Source organism: Streptomyces antibioticus (genome assembly GCF_002019855.1).
Taxonomy (GTDB): Bacteria; Actinomycetota; Actinomycetes; order Streptomycetales; family Streptomycetaceae; genus Streptomyces; species Streptomyces antibioticus_B.
This window is the reverse complement of the sequence record NZ_CM007717.1, coordinates 7,580,289-7,596,677: the sequence shown is the minus strand read 5'-3', so window position 1 is coordinate 7,596,677 and position 16,389 is coordinate 7,580,289. Positions and strand designations below refer to the sequence as shown.

Annotated in this window: 15 protein-coding genes; 10 read left to right on the top strand and 5 right to left on the bottom strand. The window is 73.1% G+C overall.

Translation table 11 applies throughout. From position 1 onward, the window contains the following. Positions 1-66: 66 nt before the first annotated feature. Positions 67-957 carry a Gfo/Idh/MocA family protein gene (locus tag AFM16_RS34460; RefSeq protein ID WP_078636297.1) on the top strand — a complete coding sequence of 297 codons (891 nt, stop codon included), beginning with the start codon at positions 67-69 and terminating at the stop codon, positions 955-957. Positions 958-973: 16 nt separating this feature from the next. On the opposite strand, the gene AFM16_RS34455 is transcribed toward AFM16_RS34460, so the two are convergent. Beyond that, positions 974-1,318 (bottom strand): hypothetical protein, encoded by a 345-nt coding sequence (locus AFM16_RS34455; protein WP_078636296.1) that lies wholly within the window; start codon positions 1,316-1,318, stop codon positions 974-976. A gap of 152 nt (positions 1,319-1,470) precedes the next feature. Here AFM16_RS34455 and AFM16_RS34450 point away from each other — a divergent pair, with 152 nt between their 5' ends. Then, a complete protein-coding gene (locus AFM16_RS34450) occupies positions 1,471-2,580 on the top strand; it encodes a PP2C family protein-serine/threonine phosphatase (RefSeq protein WP_078636295.1) in 1,110 nt (369 codons plus the stop codon). Here AFM16_RS34450 and AFM16_RS34445 read toward each other — a convergent pair. Further along, positions 2,528-4,780: an MMPL family transporter gene (locus AFM16_RS34445; RefSeq protein ID WP_030795837.1), complete on the bottom strand. Its 2,253-nt coding sequence runs from the start codon at positions 4,778-4,780 to the stop codon at positions 2,528-2,530. The genes AFM16_RS34450 and AFM16_RS34445 overlap by 53 nt on opposite strands. Before the next feature lie 225 nt (positions 4,781-5,005). On the opposite strand from AFM16_RS34445, the gene AFM16_RS34440 reads away from it, so the two are divergent. The 4 genes from AFM16_RS34440 to AFM16_RS34425 all read left to right on the top strand — a co-directional run bounded on the left by AFM16_RS34440 (position 5,006) and on the right by AFM16_RS34425 (position 9,426). After that, complete coding sequence (locus tag AFM16_RS34440; RefSeq protein ID WP_030795836.1) at positions 5,006-5,212, top strand: hypothetical protein; 207 nt, start codon at positions 5,006-5,008, stop codon at positions 5,210-5,212. Between the two features lie 137 nt (positions 5,213-5,349). After that, on the top strand, positions 5,350-6,753 hold the full coding sequence (sthA, locus tag AFM16_RS34435; RefSeq protein ID WP_030795834.1) for a Si-specific NAD(P)(+) transhydrogenase: 1,404 nt from the start codon (positions 5,350-5,352) through the stop codon (positions 6,751-6,753). Positions 6,754-6,982: 229 nt separating this feature from the next. Next, on the top strand, positions 6,983-8,458 hold the full coding sequence (locus AFM16_RS34430; RefSeq protein WP_030795833.1) for an APC family permease: 1,476 nt from the start codon (positions 6,983-6,985) through the stop codon (positions 8,456-8,458). A gap of 11 nt (positions 8,459-8,469) precedes the next feature. After that, positions 8,470-9,426: a hypothetical protein gene (locus AFM16_RS34425; protein WP_078636294.1), complete on the top strand. Its 957-nt coding sequence runs from the start codon at positions 8,470-8,472 to the stop codon at positions 9,424-9,426. A 26-nt stretch (positions 9,427-9,452) separates the two neighbouring features. Here AFM16_RS34425 and AFM16_RS34420 read toward each other — a convergent pair whose 3' ends face one another. Then, positions 9,453-10,943: a hypothetical protein gene (locus AFM16_RS34420; protein WP_078636293.1), complete on the bottom strand. Its 1,491-nt coding sequence runs from the start codon at positions 10,941-10,943 to the stop codon at positions 9,453-9,455. Between the two features lie 155 nt (positions 10,944-11,098). Here AFM16_RS34420 and AFM16_RS34415 point away from each other — a divergent pair, with 155 nt between their 5' ends. The 3 genes from AFM16_RS34415 (at position 11,099) to AFM16_RS34405 (ending at position 13,550) form a co-directional block, all read left to right on the top strand. After that, positions 11,099-11,740 (top strand): nucleoside/nucleotide kinase family protein, encoded by a 642-nt coding sequence (locus tag AFM16_RS34415; RefSeq protein ID WP_030795829.1) that lies wholly within the window; start codon positions 11,099-11,101, stop codon positions 11,738-11,740. 213 nt (positions 11,741-11,953) lie between these two features. Next, complete coding sequence (locus AFM16_RS34410; protein WP_037876647.1) at positions 11,954-12,877, top strand: MurR/RpiR family transcriptional regulator; 924 nt, start codon at positions 11,954-11,956, stop codon at positions 12,875-12,877. Between the two features lie 289 nt (positions 12,878-13,166). Further along, on the top strand, positions 13,167-13,550 hold the full coding sequence (locus AFM16_RS34405) for a hypothetical protein (protein WP_030795827.1): 384 nt from the start codon (positions 13,167-13,169) through the stop codon (positions 13,548-13,550). 288 nt (positions 13,551-13,838) lie between these two features. On the opposite strand, the gene AFM16_RS40290 is transcribed toward AFM16_RS34405, so the two are convergent. Next, a complete protein-coding gene (locus tag AFM16_RS40290; RefSeq protein ID WP_078636292.1) occupies positions 13,839-14,669 on the bottom strand; it encodes a peptidoglycan-binding domain-containing protein in 831 nt (276 codons plus the stop codon). A gap of 57 nt (positions 14,670-14,726) precedes the next feature. Beyond that, on the bottom strand, positions 14,727-15,557 hold the full coding sequence (locus AFM16_RS34395; RefSeq protein WP_078636291.1) for an ATP-grasp domain-containing protein: 831 nt from the start codon (positions 15,555-15,557) through the stop codon (positions 14,727-14,729). A gap of 222 nt (positions 15,558-15,779) precedes the next feature. Between AFM16_RS34395 and AFM16_RS34390 the strand changes: the two genes are divergently transcribed. After that, positions 15,780-16,352 carry a MarR family winged helix-turn-helix transcriptional regulator gene (locus AFM16_RS34390; protein ID WP_030795824.1) on the top strand — a complete coding sequence of 191 codons (573 nt, stop codon included), beginning with the start codon at positions 15,780-15,782 and terminating at the stop codon, positions 16,350-16,352. Positions 16,353-16,389: the final 37 nt, after the last annotated feature.

Genomic DNA, 16,389 nt, shown 5'->3' with positions numbered 1-16,389 from the left:
AGGCTCGGCCCGGTCGACATCGTCCCGCGTCGGCACGAGCCCCCCACGCCAAGGAGAGTCCCCGGCATGCGCATCGGTCTGCTCGGAACCGGTCCCTGGGCCCGTATGGTCCACGCCCCCGTCCTCGCGGCGCACGAGGGCCTCGACCTCGCCGGTGTGTGGGGCCGCCGCCCGGAGGCCGCGAAGGAGCTGGCGGACCTGCACGGCACCCGGGCCTACGACGACGTCGAGGCGCTGTTCGCCGACGTGGACGCGGTGGCGGTCGCGCTGCCGCCGGACGTGCAGGCGGGGCTGGCGGTGCGGGCGGCCCGGGCGGGCTGCCATCTGCTGCTGGACAAGCCGATCGCGACCACGCCGGAGGGCGCCCGGGCGGTGGTGCGGGCGGCCGAGGAGGCAGGGGTCGCGTCGGTCGTCTTCTTCACCACCCGTTTCGTGCCGGAGGCCGCCGCGTGGATCGCCGGGCAGGCGGCCGTGGGCGGCTGGTTCACGGCGCACGCCCAGTGGCTGGGGTCGGTGTTCGTCAGCGGGAGCGGCTCCCCCTTCGCGACGCCGTGGCGCGGGGAGAAGGGCGCGCTGTGGGACGTCGGCCCGCACGCCCTGTCCGTGCTGCTGCCTGTCCTCGGCGACGTCCGCCGGGTGACGGCGGCGGCCCCGGGGCCCGGCGACACCGTCCATGTGGTGCTGGACCACACCGGCGGTGCCTCCAGCACGGTGACGCTGAGCCTGACGGCGCCGCCCGCGGCGTCGGGTGCGGGCGTGGAGCTGCGCGGTGCGGCCGGGACGGCCCGGCTGCCCTCGGGCGGCCCGGACGCGTTCGCCGCCCTCACCCGTGCCGCCGACGCCCTGCGCGCCGCCGCCGAGACCGGCCGCCCCGACCCGTGCGACGCCGCCTTCGGACTGCGTGTCACCGAGATCCTCACCGACGCCCAGACCCTGCTGGACGCCGGCCGCCCCTGACCGGGCCGTCCCGGACTCAGTCGTCCTCGAACGGTTCGTCGCTCCACCGGAACCACGCCTGCTCTCCCTGGATGTGCAGCAGGAACTCGGCGACGGGGCCGCTCGGCGACACGAGTCTCACGCGCCGCCGGACCTCCTCGTAGGCGCGCGCCCACTCCTGCCAGTCGTACCCCTCCGCCTCCAGGCCGGCCTCCAGCAGGGCCAGTTCCCGGGCGAAGAAGGGTTCGACGTCGGCGAACCCCGGGCCGGGGCCGAAGCGGCCCGACAGCCACGGGAAGTCGGCGTCGTCGATCCTGATCTCCCCCACCCGCTCCCCGCCGTCCGCGCCGCGCACCTGCCAGATCTCCCCGTCGAACCCCATCGCTCCCCCGTCTCCCTCCGTCACGGTCCTCACCCCGCGTCCCAGGATGGCACCCGGGTCTGACAACGCCTGCCGACGCGGGTCCCGGCGGTCGTCACCCCGGGAAACCGTCCCGGCGTGCGCGGGCCGAGGGCGGGGTGGAGCGTGGGGGTGTGGCAGGAGCGGCGGGAACGGACGGGGAACGACGGGGCTGGCTGCGGGGCGCGCCTCCGCCGCCCTGGGTGCGGGCGCTGCCGTTGCTGCTGATCGTGGGTGTGTGCGTGGCGACGCTGATCAGCCCCGATCCGCTGGACATCGGGTTCCTGCTGGGCGCGATCCCGCCGCTGGCGGTCCTGTCGTACGGTCCGCTGGCGACCGCGCTGCTGGGCACGGCCGTGGTCGTGATGCTCAACGTGCCGGCGTTCCAGCTCGACCGGCCGGGACGCACCGATGTGCTGACGGTGTCCTTCGTCGCGGTGCTGAGCGTGTTCGTGGCGTTCGTGCGCAGCCGCCGGGACGTGCAGCTCGACGCCGAGCGCACCATCGCGGAGGCGGCGCAGCGTGCCGTGGTCCCGCCGGTGCCGGAGCGGGTCGGGGCGGTGCGCTGCGCGGGGCTGTACCGGGCGGCGGAGCGCGGCACGCTGGTCGGCGGCGACTTCTTCGACGTACGGGAGAGCCCGTACGGGGTGCGGGCGGTGCTGGGGGACGTGCGCGGGCACGGGCTGGCGGCGATCGCCACGGTGGCGTCGCTGATGGGCGCGTTCCGGGAGGCGGTGCTCGACCGGCCGACGCTGGAGGACGTGGCGGCCCGGCTGGACCGGCGGCTGACGGTGGACTCGGCGCGGTCCCCGGACACGGAGCTGTTCGCGACGGCCGTGCTGCTGGAGTTCGCGCCGGGCGCGGACCGGGTGCGGATCGTGGTGTGCGGGCATCCGCCGCCGCTGCTCCTGCGCGACGGTACGGCGGCGGAGGTGCCCGCGGTGCCGTGGACGCCGCTGGGTCTCGGTCTGCCGGGGGCGGTCCCGCCGACCGGTCTCGACGTGCCGCTGCGGCCCGGTGACCGGGTGTTCCTCGCCTCGGACGGGGTGTGGGAGGCGAGGAACGCGGCCGACGCTTTCTATCCGCTGCCGGAGCGGCTGCCGGCGCTCGCCGAGGACGCGGGCCCGGCCGTGACGGCCGACCGGGTGTGGGCGGACGTGCTGCGGCACTGTCCCGCGGTCCGTGACGACGTCACGATGCTCGTCCTGGCGCCGGGGCATCGGGAGGACTCGGAGGCGCGGTGAGCTTCTCGTCGTCGCCCTCCGCGTCGATGTGCGGCAGGATCCGGTCCAGCCACCGGGGTGTCCACCAGGCGTGCGGGCCGAGCAGGGTGAGCACGGCGGGCACCATCAGCAGCCGGACCACGGTGGCGTCGATCAGCACACTGACCGCGAGGCCGAGCCCCAGCATCTTGACCACGATGTTGTCGCTGATGATGAAGGCCGCGAAGACGCTCACCATGATCAGGGCGGCGCAGGTGATGACCCGGGCGGTGATCTCCAGGGCGTGGGCGACGGAGCCCTTGGCGTCGCCGGTGCGCACCCATGCCTCGTGGACGCGGGAGAGCAGGAAGATCTCGTAGTCCATGCTCAGGCCGAAGATGATCGCGAACATCATCATCGGCACATAGCTCTCGATGGGCACCTTGCCGTTGACGCCGAGCGCGGGCCCGCCCCAGCCCCACTGGAAGACGGCGACGACGACGCCGTACGAGGCCGTGATCGACAGGACGTTGAGGACGGCGGCCTTGACGGCGACCAGCAGGCCGCGGAAGACGGCGAGGATGATCAGGAAGGCGAGGGCGACGACGACGCCGATGATCAGCGGCAGCCGTTCGGCGACGATGTCGCGGAAGTCGACCTGGGCGGCGGTGGTGCCGGTGACATACCCCTTGGCGTCGTAGCCGGAGACGGCGTCGGGGAGGGTGTCGTCGACGAGCCGGTTGGTCAGGTCGGTGGTGGTGGCGCTCTGCGGGGACTGCTGCGGGTAGACGGTGGCGAGCAGCACGTCGCCGTCCTGGGTGGGAGTCAGCGGGGTGACCGTGGCCGCGCCGGACACCGCGTTCAGGGTCTTCTGGGCCTGGTCGGAGAGGTCGGAGCGTTTGTCGGAGGGGACGGACGTCTGGTCGATGACGACGGTGAGGGGCCCGTTGGAGCCGGGTCCGAAGGCGTCGGTCATCAGGTCGTAGGCGCGCCGGTCGGTGAAGGACGTCGGGTCGGCGCCGTCGCCGATGTGGCCGAGCTGGATGGAGAAGACCGGGATCGCGAGGATCGCGATGACGGCGATCCCGCCGCCGAGGAACTGCCAGGGGCGGCGTTCGACGCGGCGGGCGTAGGTGTGCCAGGTGCCGTGCGCGGGGGTGCCCGGTTCGGCGTCGGTCTCGGCGACGGGCTTGCGCACGTGGTAGCGGTCGATACGGCGGCCGATGAGCCCGAGGAACGCGGGCACGAGGGTGAGGGCGCCGATGACGGCGGTGACCACCGTGACGGCGGCGGCGACACCGAGTTTGCCGATGAAGGACACCCCGGACGCGTACAGACCGGCCAGCGCGATGATCACGGTGGTGCCGGAGACGAGGACGGCCCGGCCGCTGGTGGTGTTGGCGTGCCCGGCCGCCGCGACCGGGTCGGCGCCGTTCATGAGGTTCTGCCGGTGCCGGGTGATCTGGAACAGGGCGTAGTCGATGCCGACGCCCAGACCGATCATGGTGGCGAGGGTCGGTGAGACGGTCGCGAAGGTGAAGGCGGCGGCGAGCAGACCGAGCAGCCCCAGTCCGCAGATGACGCTGATCAGCGCGGTGACCAGGGGCAGTACGGCGGCGATGACACTGCCGAAGCCGATCAGCAGCACGATGATGGCGACCGCGAAGCCGATGAGTTCACTGACCCGGTCGTCCGGGGCGGGCCGGGCGAGTTCGCCGAGCGAGCCGCCGTACTCGACGTCGGCGCCGGCGGCCCGCAGCGGCTGGACGGCGTCGTCCACGCCGTCGAGGTAGGCGTCGCCGAGGGTGGACGGCTGCACGTCGAAGCGGACCGTGATGTACGCGGTCTTGCCGTCGCCGGAGACCGGGCCGACCTTGGTGGAGCTCTGCGAGAGCGGGTTCTGCGCCGAGAGCACATGGGGGAGCTTCTGGAGGCTGGCGACCGCGGTGGACATCGGGGAGGCGAGCCCGCTCACGGCGTCGTCGTCGTGCAGGACGATCTGGCTGCTGTAGCCGCCGGCCTGCGGATCGTGCTTCTCGAGCACGTCGAGGCCCTTGGTGGACTGCACGTCCGAGAGCTGGAAGTTGTCCTCGTACTCCCCGCCGAACTGCCGGTCGAGCACCTGGACGGCGACCAGGGCCACCAGCCAGGCGACGATGACGACGACGAAGTGACGGGCGCACCAGGCGCCGAGCCGCCGTAGTCCCCCGCCTCGCGGTTCCCCGGCACCGGTGGGTTCCATGTTCTGGGCCTTCTGTGCCACGCGTCGTCCGCGCTGTCCGTTCGGGCGTCCCGGGCAAGCCCGTTGCGTCCTGAGTAAGCCCATTACACGCCGCGCCGATCATCCCGGCATCTCGACGGAACGCCCCCTTCCGGATGCAGGCTCCGCCGTCAGGATGAATGGTGTTAGTGGACCCGTTGACCGCACCGGGCCCGTGCAGCCCTTCGGACGCGAGGAGCGGACACCATGCCCACGTCACAGCCCGGCGATTCCCAGCCCTCCCGGGAACGCGCCACCCCGGACAACCTGCTCCACACCCGCACCGGCACCGAGGTGTCGCCCGAGGACATGGTCCTGGCCACCGGCCGGGACATCACCCCCCGCAATCTCGCCTGGGCCAAGCGCAAGCTCGACGAGGAGGGGCCGGCGGCGATCGAGAAGCTGCTGCCCTGACCCACCGGCCCCGGGCCGCCGTACCGACGGCGGGGCGGCCGCGCCGTGCCCTGCCACGGGCGGCCGCCCCGCCGTTCGCCCATTCCTTGCCCGTTCACCCTTTCGCCCCGGGCCCCGGCACTGACAGACTCCGGAGGATGCCCGACTTCGACATGCTCGTCCTCGGTTCAGGTCCCGGCGGCCAGAAGGCCGCCATCGCCGCGGCCAAACTGGGTCGCCGAGCCGCCGTCATCGACCGCCCCGACATGGTGGGCGGGGTCTCCCTGCACACCGGCACCATCCCCTCCAAGACCCTGCGCGAGGCGGTGCTCTACCTCACCGGACTCACCCAGCGCGATCTGTACGGGCAGAGCTACCGGCTGAAGGAGGACATCACCGTCGCCGATCTGACCGCGCGCACCCAGCATGTGGTCGGCCGTGAGACCGATGTCATCCGCAGCCAACTGTCCCGCAACAACGTCCAGTTGTTCTCCGGCACCGGCCGGTTCGTCGATCCGCACACCGTCGCCCTGCGCGAGGCGGGCGGGCAGGAGCGGCGGATCAGCGCCGAGCACGTGGTGATCGCCACCGGGACCCGGCCCGCGCGGCCGGACAGCGTGGAGTTCGACGGGCGGACCATCCTCGACTCCGACAACGTGCTCACGATCGAGCGGGTGCCCCGGTCCATGGTCATCGTGGGCGCCGGCGTGATCGGCATGGAGTACGCCTCGATGTTCGCCGCGCTCGGCAGCAAGGTCACGGTGGTCGAGAAGCGGGCCGGGATGCTCGACATGTGCGACGTCGAGGTCATCGAGTCGCTCAAGTACCACCTGCGGGACCTGGCGGTGACCTTCCGGTTCGGGGAGACCGTCGCCGCCGTGGAGCGGCATCCGCGGGGCACCCTGACCGTGCTGGCCAGCGGCAAGAAGATCCCGGCGGACGCGGTGATGTACTCGGCGGGCCGGCAGGGGCTGACCGACGAACTCGACCTGGAGAAGGCGGGGTTGGCGGCCGATCCGCGGGGCCGGATCGAGGTCGACGAGCACTACCGCACCGCGGTCCCGCACATCTACGCCGTGGGGGACGTCATCGGCTTCCCGGCGCTCGCGGCGACCTCGATGGAGCAGGGCAGGGCGGCGGCGTACCACGCCTGCGGGGAGCCGGTGGCGCGGATGCACCACCTCCAGCCCATCGGGATCTACACCATCCCCGAGATCAGCTTCGTGGGCCGCACGGAAGACCAACTCACCGAGGACAGCGTGCCGTTCGAGGTGGGCATCGCCCGCTACCGGGAGCTGGCGCGCGGTCAGATCATCGGCGACGCGCACGGCATGCTGAAGCTGCTGGTGTCCCCCGTCGACCGGACCCTGCTCGGGGTGCACTGCTTCGGCAGCGGCGCGACCGAGCTGATCCACATCGGCCAGTCGGTGATGGGCTGCGGCGGGACCGTCGACTATCTGGTGGACGCCGTCTTCAACTACCCGACGCTGGCGGAGTCGTACAAGGTCGCGGCGCTGGACGCCACCAACCGGCTGCGGCAGCTCGACCGCATCGGGGACTGACCGAGCACCCGCGCGCCGACCGGCAAGTGCCGTGCCTGTCACGGCACTTGCCGGTCCTATCGGACGCGTCACGTTACCCGCAAGTCAATCTTGAAACCTCAAGTGTGCGGGCTATCATCACTCGCGACTGGGTGTGACCGTCCGCCGACGCTGTGGTGGCCGGTGTCTCCACCGCGTTCGCCCGACCGGCGCTTTCGCGGCCGTGTGCACGACGGAAAGCAGCGCAGGCATGAGCAAGGGCACCGGACGCGGGCTCCAGGCGAACGCCCTCGGAACCTTCGACACCGTGGTGATGGCCGTCGCGGGCAGCGCCCCGGCGTACTCCGTCGCCGCCACGACGGCGGTCCTGTTCGGTGCCGTGGGACTGGCCGGTCCGGCGGCGCTGCTGTACTGCGCGATACCCATGGCGGGCATCGCGATGGCCTACAGCCGGCTCGGCCGGATCGATGTGAACGCGGGGGCGGGCTACTCGTGGGTGGGGCGCACGCTCCACCCGTTCCTGGGCTTCCTCAGCGGCTGGGCGCTGGTCGTCTCGGCCACCCTCTTCATGGTCGCCGGATCGCTGCCCGCCGGGGCGATGACCCTGGCCCTCTTCGACGAGGAGCTGGCCGGCCACACGGCGCTGTCGACGGCGGTGGGCGCCGGCTGGTTCGTCCTGATGCTGGCGGTGGTGCTGGGCGGGGCCCGGCTCACCGTGCGCGCCCAGATCCTCATGTCCGGCGTCGAGTTGACGATCCTCGCCCTGTTCGCACTGCTCGCGCTCTTCCACACCGGCGGCCGGGGGCAGCGGTTCGAGTGGTCCTGGCTCGGCCTCGGACACTTCGACGGGGTGGCCGGGTTCGCCTCGGGCGCGCTGGTGGCCGCGTTCTACTTCTGGGGGTGGGACGTCACCGGCAACCTCAGCGAGGAGACCCGCGACAGCCGCCGGACCACCGGGCTCGCGGGACTGCTCGGGCTGGGCATCGTCTTCCTGCTGTTCGAGGTGTTCACCATCGCGGTCGACGTGATCCTCAGCGGGCCCGAGATCAGCGCGAACGGCGCCGACGTGCTGGCGGCGCTCGGTGAGGCGGTGTGGCCGGGGACCGGCGGGAAGCTGCTGACGGTCGCCGTGATGCTGTCCACCATCGCCACCCTGGAGACCACGCTCATCCAGGTCACCCGCTCCCTGTTCGCGATGGGCCGGGACCGTACGATGCCGGCCGCGCTGGGCCGGGTGCACCGCACGTGGAACACCCCGTGGGTGGCGATCGTGGTGGTCGGCGGGGTCGCGCTGGTGATGTTCGTGGCCTCCAACGCGCTGGGCTCGGTCGGTGACATCCTCGCCGACGCGATCGCGGCGATCGGCCTCCAGATCTCCGTCTACTACGGTCTGGCGGGGCTGGCCGCGGTCGTCGCCTACCGCAGGACCCTGCTGAGGTCCCCGGCCGACTTCGTCCTCGGCGGGCTGTGGCCGCTGTTCGGCTCGGTCTTCATGTTCTGGATCCTCTTCGAGTCGCTGGGCGAGCTGGAGCCGGCGGCGATCGCCATCGGTCTCGGCGGGCTCGCCGTGGGGCTGGTGCCGATGCTCTGGTACTGGCGGCGGGGCAGCGACTACTACCGGCCCGCCCGGCTGGACGCCTCGCGCACCGTCGAGGCGGACTGTGTGCCCGCGCGGCACCCGGCGGACCGGGCGACGGCCCACGAGGGTCCGCCGACCGACTTCTGAGGGGGAGCGTGATGGCGCGCAACCGTTTCGTTCCCGGCTTCGACCCCGACTGCGGGGACGCGGCCCTGTCCTCCGCCCGGCACGACATCGTGATCGGCCGCTGGCAGGGGGTGCGCGATCTGCTGCGGACGACCGGGGCGGACTGGCTCGCCCGCGGGCACCGGGTGCGGCAGCTCGCCCAGGCGTGCGCGGGCAGTTCGACCGTGGAGACCTGGCTGGCCGCGGAACCGCACAGCGCGGACGCGCTGGTGCTGCGCGCCGCCACCGAGACGGTCCGGGCGTTCAACCTGGCCATCGCCGCGGGCCGGGGCGTGCCGATCGACCAGCGGCGCATCGACGCGGCGGTGGCGGCCTGTCTGTCGGCGACCGAGTCCTACCTCGACGACCCGACGCCGTGGATCTCCCTGATCTCGGTGGCCCGGCTCTACCCGGCCGGGGTGCGGCGGCAGGAACTGGCGCGCTGGTGGGACGAGTTGCACCGGCGCGACCCGTACAGCATGGAGGGACATCTCCAGGTGCTGCACTACTACTCCGCGCGCTGGCACGGCTCGCACGGCCTGATGTACGACTTCGCGCGGGACGCGGCCGGGGTGGCGCCCCGGGGCTGTCCGCTGCCGGTGCTGGTGCAGTACGCGCGCGTGGAGGAGTACCGGTACGCCGTCGACACCACCGCGGGGCGCTCCGCGACCGTGGGTCTCGGCCAGCACTGGACCGACGACGCCGCGGCGAGCGACGTGCGCCGCACCTGGGAGCGGTGGTTCACCGGCCGGGTGCGCGGCACGGTCGCCCCCGGTGCGCTGCGCGACTGCAACTATCTCGCCCACGCCGCGTGTTCGGCCCGCGCCGAGGACGTCGCGGGCCCGCTTCTCACCCACCTCGGTACCCGCTTCACCCGCACACCCTGGTCCTACACCGGTGACCCCGCCCAGCAGATCACGCGCTGGCGCAAGGAGTACGTCCGCCGCTGACGTCCGTCACGCGCTCGCGTTCTGCCTCACGACCGGCCCCGCCCCGGCGCCGGTGCGATGTGCAGACGCAACAGCGGGGAACGGTGGACCGTCCAGTCGCGGGCGTACGCGGGTGGGCTGCCGTCCGGACGGCTGAGGGCGGCGGTGGGGATACGGCGGGCCGTGCTGCGGACCGCGGCCTCCGTGGCGTTGGCGTTGTGGCCGCGGACGGCGGCCGAGGAGCAGCCGGCGTAGTAGGCGACGGGGATGGCGTCGGCGCCGGTGAGGAGGCAGGGCGGGCGGACGCCGAGGCGGTGCAGTTGGGCGGCGGCCCGGGCCCAGTCGCGGTGGTGGGCGGTGGTGCGGTCCACGGTGCGGTCCAGGACCGCGTACTGCACGGCGAGGTGTCCGGCGACGGCGAGCGCGGTGAGGGCCGCGACGACGGGGCGTGGACGGCCGTCCGGGCGGGTGACCAGGTGGAGCAGGGCGTCGGCGACCGGGATCGCGAGGAGGGCGTAGACGGGCAGCAGGAAGCGCGGCGCCGCGTAGCCGATCATGAACAGGTAGGGGACGGCGGCGGTGGTGGCGCAGGCCAGCGGGAGCAGGGTGGGGGCGGGGCGGCGGGCGCGGACCGCGATCACCAGGCCGAGGGCGGCGACCAGTGGCAGCACGAACCACCAGGCCATGATCACCGGGTGTGGCAGGGAGCCGGTGCAGGGGCGGCACAGGGTGCGTCCGACCAGGCCGCGCAGTTGGTCGTCGACGGCGAGGTTCCAGCCGAGGCCGCCCTGGATGCGGGACGCCTCGGACAGCCGCCGGCCCAGACCGCCGTGCGCGATGTACGCCTCGATCACCCACTGGATGCCGCCCGCCGTGAGGCCCGCCAGCAGGAGCAGCCCGAGGCCGCGGTGGCGCAGGGCGGCGAGGACGAGCAGGGGCAGCGCCAGCCAGACGGCGTCGGTGGGCCGCATCCACGCCATCAGCGCGGCGCCGGCGGCGAGGCCCGCCAGGGCGGCCGGGTCGCGGCCGTCGGCGCGGGCCCGCAGGAAGCAGCCGACGCAGACGAGTCCGCCGAGGGCGACCCAGAGGTTGGGCATGGCCTGGGGGCCGTAGAAGAGGGTCACCCACAGGGAGGCGAAGAAGGCGCCGGCGACGGTCAGAACGCGGTCGGGGAAGAGGGGGCGCCAGACCCGCAGGGCGAGGTAGAGCCCCGCGCCGGAGAGGAGGGCGAGGTAGATCCTCAGCAGTTCCGTCGACGTCGACCAGGAGACGACCGGTGCCGTGAGGAGGGAGACGCCCCGGGCGCGGGGTGCGCTGAAGAAGGCGGGCGGCGCCTGGGCGGCGTACTGGCTGACGTACACCGTCTCGTCCCAGCCGAGGCCGAGGCCGGGGCGGACCAGGAGGAGCTGGGCGAGGGTGAAGGCGACGGCCACGGCGGCGAGCGGCAGGGCGCAGCGTTCGCGCCAGGCGGTGCCGGACGCGTGCGCCGGGGTGCCTCGCCGGCCGCCGACGAGCAGGGCGTTCGCGCCGTTGGACATGACCCACCCCTTGCCCGGGATCAGCGGAGAGTGAAAGTGCGGCAAAACGTAAGAAAATCTTTAAAACACGGTCAAGCTAGCCCACTCGCCCGCCGGGCGCGGGGCCGGATACGCCCACCCGGGTCAGCGGCGGGGCTGGGACACTCGGCGGTGTGCTGACTTTCGACGACCTGTGCCATCGCGCCCGCTCCCTCGTCCGGGACGGCGGGCCGCGCGTCCTGCTCGGCATCGCGGGCAGTCCGGGCGCCGGGAAGACGACGCTCGCCGAGCGCCTCGTACGCGCCCTGGAAGGGGAGCGCGGCGACGGGGCCTGGGCGGCGCACGTGCCCATGGACGGCTTCCATCTGGCCGACGCCGAACTCGACCGGCTCGGCCGCCGCGACCGCAAGGGCGCCCCCGACACCTTCGACGCGGCCGGGTACGCGGCACTGCTGCGCCGGCTGCGCGAGGAGGGCGACGGCGAGGACATCGTGTACGCGCCCGGTTTCGAACGGGAGCTGGAGCAGCCGCTCGCGGGCGCGCTCCCGGTACCGCCGACGGCACGGCTGATCGTCACGGAGGGCAACTACCTCCTCCTCGGCACGGGCGCGTGGACGCGGGTACGGGCCGCGCTGGACGAGGTCTGGTTCTGCGAGACCGACGAGGAGGAACGGGTACGCCGCCTGATCGCCCGCCACGAACGCTTCGGCAAGGCCCACACCGAGGCGGTGGCCTGGACACACGGCACCGACCGACACAACGCCGCCCTGGTCGCGTCCACCCGGGAGCGGGCGGATCTGGTGGTGCGGGTGGGGTGACGGCGGGCCGTTCGCGGGCCGTTCGAGCGCGTCGGGATGAACCCCTTCGCGCCTCGCGCCGTACCCGTGTGCGCCGGTGGCGGTCCGGGGGCGTGATCATGTCTACCGGCGGTAACTGCAAGCGGGATGTGCGGTTGCCGGGCTTTCGGGCACGCTGGCCGGCACGGTCCGTGAGCTATGTTGAGCTGCGTGGGAGACAAAGGAGGCGCACCGGTGCCATCGCCCCAGCAGGCACGCGCACAGGCATCCGCCATCACCTCGGGAAAGACCGCGCCGGAGGCGGAGGTGTCCCCGACCTCCCGGTTGCGGGCCCTCTTCGACGGGCCTCATCTGTCCCCGGGGCAACGGCGCATCGCCCAGTATCTGATCGAGAACATCACCGAGGCGGCGTTCCTGTCGATCACCGACCTCGCCGATCGCGTGGGGGTGAGCCAGCCCTCGGTGACCCGGTTCGCCGCGGCCGTCGGGTTCAGCGGGTACCCCGCGCTGCGCGAGCGGCTCCAGTCGATCGCGCTCGGCACCCTGGCGGGCGGCCCGGCGACGGCCGAGGTGAACCGGAGCAACGAGCTCCAGGCGGCGGTGGACGCGGAGATCGAGAACCTGGAGAACCTGCGGCGCGACTTCGCCGACCCGGACCAGGTCATCGACATCGGCCGCAAGCTGTCGCAGTCGACGCCGCTGACCATCCTGGGCCTGCGGATCTCGGTCTCGCTCGCGGAGTACTTCGCGTACGCGGCCCGGCGGGTCCATCCGGACGTACGGCTGGTGACGCGCGGCGGCAGCGTGGCCTACGACGCGCTGCTCCAGTCCCGGGAGGCGGGCGGCACCTGGGTGCTGGCGTTCTCGATGCCGCGGCACGCGACGGAGACCCTGACCGCGGTCCGGGTGGCCCGCAGCGCCGGGCTGAAGGTCGCCCTGATCACCGATCTGGCGCTGGGTCCGGTGGCCGACGAGGCCGACGTCACCTTCGCCACCGGTACGGGCTCCCGGCTGGTCTTCGACTCGTACGCGGCCCCCGGGATGATGGCCGCCGCGGTGCTCCAAGCCATGACGGACGCCGGACCCGAGCGCACCCAGGCGCGGCTCGAGGAGTACGAGCAGATCGCCGAGCAGCACCAGTTCTTCCTGCGCGACTGACCCACCCCCCTCCCTGAAAAGCGACACAGGGATCATTGCGGCCAAATCGCGCATGAATGTTTTCATACTCCTTGCAAAGCAGACGGCATATATAAATACTGCGTACGCCGCACCCGCCCAGCAGGGCACCCGGTACGAGCGCCCGAAGCCGCCGTCCCCTACCCGCGTCGGCGCTCAGGGCACTCGGGGCTCTCCTGGCGAGAGCACCGTGGCGGCCCCGGTCATCCCCTGGACCGGGGCCGCCCCGAACTGTCGGACCACCCGTCCCGACGCCACCCTCCCGGAAGCGATGATCATGACCCTGACGACGACGACTCGCATCAGCCCGGACTGGCCGTGCCAGGTCAAGAGCCCGGGGAGCTACGACTGGGAGCGCTCGGCCGCCAAGTGGCTGCGCGAACTGGTCCCCGCGCGCTACGCGAGCTACCCGGCGCTGCTGCGCCACCCCGTGCTGCTCGCCCGGCACGCGCAGCTCCAGGTGCAGCAGGAGGTCCGGGTGGCGCGCACCGCCCTCCAGACCGCCCGCGCCGATCTGCCCCGCCTGGGCATGCCCGAGTCGGTCATCGAGCACACGATCAAGCTCTACGCCGCCGAGGTCATGCAGCTCCAGCACATCGCCCGCAGCGTCCGCGCGGTCACCCAGGCACTGGTGGAACACGGCTCCACGCGCTGAACGGCCCTGAACGTCCAGGGCGTCCTGGGTGTCCTGGGTGTCCAGGTGGACCGGGACACCCAGGAGCGGGGCGGCGGTTCAGTCGTCGCGGTGCCGCCAGTACCAGAGCGCCCCGACGACGAGGGCCAGCAGGAAGGCGACGGGCAGCACCAGGCCCGGGAGGCGGGAGACGTTCATACGGGCGGCTTTCGGCTCGGCGGACCGACGCGCCTGATCGCACCCCGACCCGCCGAGCATTGTGACACGCGCCACATTGCCGCTCGGCCCACTTTTCCGATGCGTTACGCGTCATCCGGTGGCGGTGCGCGCCTCCAGTGCCTCCCGGGTGTCGTCGCCGTAGACGCCGTCCTCGTCGCCCCGTATGCCGTACCAGAGCTGGAAGCGCGCCACCGCCTCGGTGAGGACGGTGTCGTAACGGCCGTCCGTGCCGCCGCCGTCGTACACGTTCGGGATGCGCAGCAGCCGCTGCTGGAGGTCGGTGACCTCGGGGCCGCTGTCACCCTCACGGAGGGTGCCCGCGCCGTCGGGGTCAGTGCCGGTGCCGGGTGACGGCGCGGTGGCGGCCGGGCTCGGGGCAGCCGGGGCCGGGGCGGCCGCCGCCTCGCCGTCCCGGGCGGGCAGCAGGAGGGCGCAGGCGAAGCCGACCAGCGCCGCCGCGGCTACGGCGACGATCACCGCGGCCCGGCGCAGTCCCGCACCGGATCCGGCGGTCGGCAGCCGGGCCGGCACGGCCGGGTGCGGCGCCGGGACGCGTGGGCGGGCCATCTCACGGGTGGCACCCGTCCCGGTCGTTCCCGTCGGGCCGGGCGGCGCGGTCGGCACACCCCGGGTACGGCGGCCGTCGGCCCGCCGGAACGTCGCGCCCGTCCTGAGGTGGCGGCCACCGGCCGGCGGAGCGGCGCCGTCCGTGCCGAAGAAGTCCGTCCCACCCGCCGGTACGGCGGGCAGTTCCTCGGTCGCCTCGTCCCCCACGGGCACGGCCTCGTAGGAGCCGGTGTCCTCGGTCAGCTCGCGGAAGAGTTCCGCGAGGGCGTCGGTGTTGCGGGGCCGCAGGACCCGGATGGGTTCCAGGACCGGTCGTTCGTCGGGCTCCCGCCCCGGTTCGGCCGGTGTCGGCACGCTGCTTCTCCCTCCGTCCGTTCCCCCGGAGAGATACGGGCGGCGGGGCGGCGGGGTTCAGGCGGCCAGGAAGCCGTGCAGGGAGCGGCAGGTCGCGGCGACGAACGCGTCCCGCCCGGCGTCGTCGAGGACGTCCAGGGAGAGATACGGATTCAGGTCCTCCAGCTCCACCAGGAGCAGTTCGCCGCCCGGCGCCCGGCAGGCGTCCACCCGCTGGATGCCGTGCCCGAGGTCGTTCCACTCGATGAAACGGCCGGCGAACTCCAGGTCCCCCACGGTCGGTTCGTACGGCCGGAGCTGCCAGCGGCGGTCCGGGTCCGGAGCGTAGAGGGCGTACTGGAAGTCGTGGTCGACGTAGTAGAAGGAGACCTCGTACGAGAACTCCACCCGGGGCTGGATCAGGACCGTGCCGTCGGCGAGAGGGGCCAGCCGGTCGGCGGTGACGAACTCCAGCCCTATCGAGTCGGCGCCCAGCTTGGGCTTCACGGCGTAGCGGTCCGCCGCGGGGAGGCGGTGCAGGTCCTCGGCGCGGTCCACGGTCGGGATGACCGGGTACCCGGCATCGGTGAGGTCGAGGAGGTACTGCTTGCCGGCCATGTCGGCCTTGCCGGTGAGCGGGTTGTAGACCCGCGTCCCGCTGCTCAGCGCCCGCTCGCGGAACGCCCGGTAGGCGTCGGCGTACGCCAGGACGGGGCCGCTGTTGCGGACCACGACCGCGTCGAAGCCCTCCATCAGCCGGGCCGCGTCGAGCGGATGGCACAGGGCGAGGTCGAACTCGGCGCGCAGCCGGGCGGTGAGCGCGATGTCCTCGTCGCAGTAGCGGCGCCCGCGGGCCGGGTACGCCAGGTCCGTGACATAGAGGAGGCGGGGACGGGCGGCGGCGGACATGCGTGCTCCTCGGACCGGGTGTGACGTGCGGAAAGGGTACGTCGGGGCCCTCGGGCCGCCGCGCCGGGGCCCGGCCTCCGTACAATTTGAGGCCGAACGACCACCGAAGTGACCGCCGAGCCGATCGCCGACCGACCACCGAAGCGACCGCCGGACGATCACCGAACCGATCGCCGAACGACCGCCGGGCCCCCGCCCCGGTGCGATGCGAAGGAGCCGCCCGTGCCCGGCCAGCGTTCCATCACCGAAGCCGAGCGGCTCGCGTCCGAGAAGCTCGGCGGCGTACCGATCCGCCGGGAGCAGATGGCGGCGGTGGCGAACATCTACCGGGCCGCCTCGGCGGTGCGCCAGCATCTGGAGAACTCGGTGCTGCGCGGCTCCGACCTCACCTGGACGGCGTTCGTGGTGCTGTGGGTCGTCTGGATCTGGGGCGAGTCGGAGACCCGGCACGTGGCGGAGGAGGCCGGTATCTCCAAGGGCACCCTGACCGGGGTGGCGCGCACCCTCCAGACCCGGGGGCTGCTGCGCCGGGCGGACCATCCGACCGACGGCCGGCTGGTGCTGCTGAGCCTCACCGACGAGGGCGAGGAGCTGATGGGGCGGCTCTTCCCCCGCTTCAACGAGGAGGAGGCGTTCGTGACCGGGCGCCTCGACGCCGAGGAGTGCCGGGGGCTCGCCGAGGCGCTGCGGCAGGTCGTGCTCCAGGTGGAGGAGGACGGCGAGGAGCGCCGCCGCGCCCTGCTGGACGGCGCCGATCCCACGCCCCGGCGCAGCGGCCGGCGGCCCCGGGCCTGAGGGAGAGCGGGACGGACGCGGGAAAGAAGGGTGACGG

What these genes read in the sequence shown, in the direction of transcription:
- AFM16_RS34395 (WP_078636291.1), bottom strand. Translation starts at nt 15,557, where the DNA reads ATGTCCGCCGCCGCCCGTCCCCGCCTCCTCTATGTCACGGACCTGGCG.
- AFM16_RS34440 (WP_030795836.1), top strand. Translation starts at nt 5,006, where the DNA reads ATGCCCACGTCACAGCCCGGCGATTCCCAGCCCTCCCGGGAACGCGCC.
- AFM16_RS34420 (WP_078636293.1), bottom strand. Translation starts at nt 10,943, where the DNA reads ATGTCCAACGGCGCGAACGCCCTGCTCGTCGGCGGCCGGCGAGGCACC.
- AFM16_RS34460 (WP_078636297.1), top strand. Translation starts at nt 67, where the DNA reads ATGCGCATCGGTCTGCTCGGAACCGGTCCCTGGGCCCGTATGGTCCAC.
- AFM16_RS34425 (WP_078636294.1), top strand. Translation starts at nt 8,470, where the DNA reads ATGGCGCGCAACCGTTTCGTTCCCGGCTTCGACCCCGACTGCGGGGAC.
- AFM16_RS34430 (WP_030795833.1), top strand. Translation starts at nt 6,983, where the DNA reads ATGAGCAAGGGCACCGGACGCGGGCTCCAGGCGAACGCCCTCGGAACC.
- AFM16_RS34405 (WP_030795827.1), top strand. Translation starts at nt 13,167, where the DNA reads ATGATCATGACCCTGACGACGACGACTCGCATCAGCCCGGACTGGCCG.
- sthA (WP_030795834.1), top strand. Translation starts at nt 5,350, where the DNA reads ATGCCCGACTTCGACATGCTCGTCCTCGGTTCAGGTCCCGGCGGCCAG.
- AFM16_RS34445 (WP_030795837.1), bottom strand. Translation starts at nt 4,780, where the DNA reads ATGGAACCCACCGGTGCCGGGGAACCGCGAGGCGGGGGACTACGGCGG.
- AFM16_RS34455 (WP_078636296.1), bottom strand. Translation starts at nt 1,318, where the DNA reads ATGGGGTTCGACGGGGAGATCTGGCAGGTGCGCGGCGCGGACGGCGGG.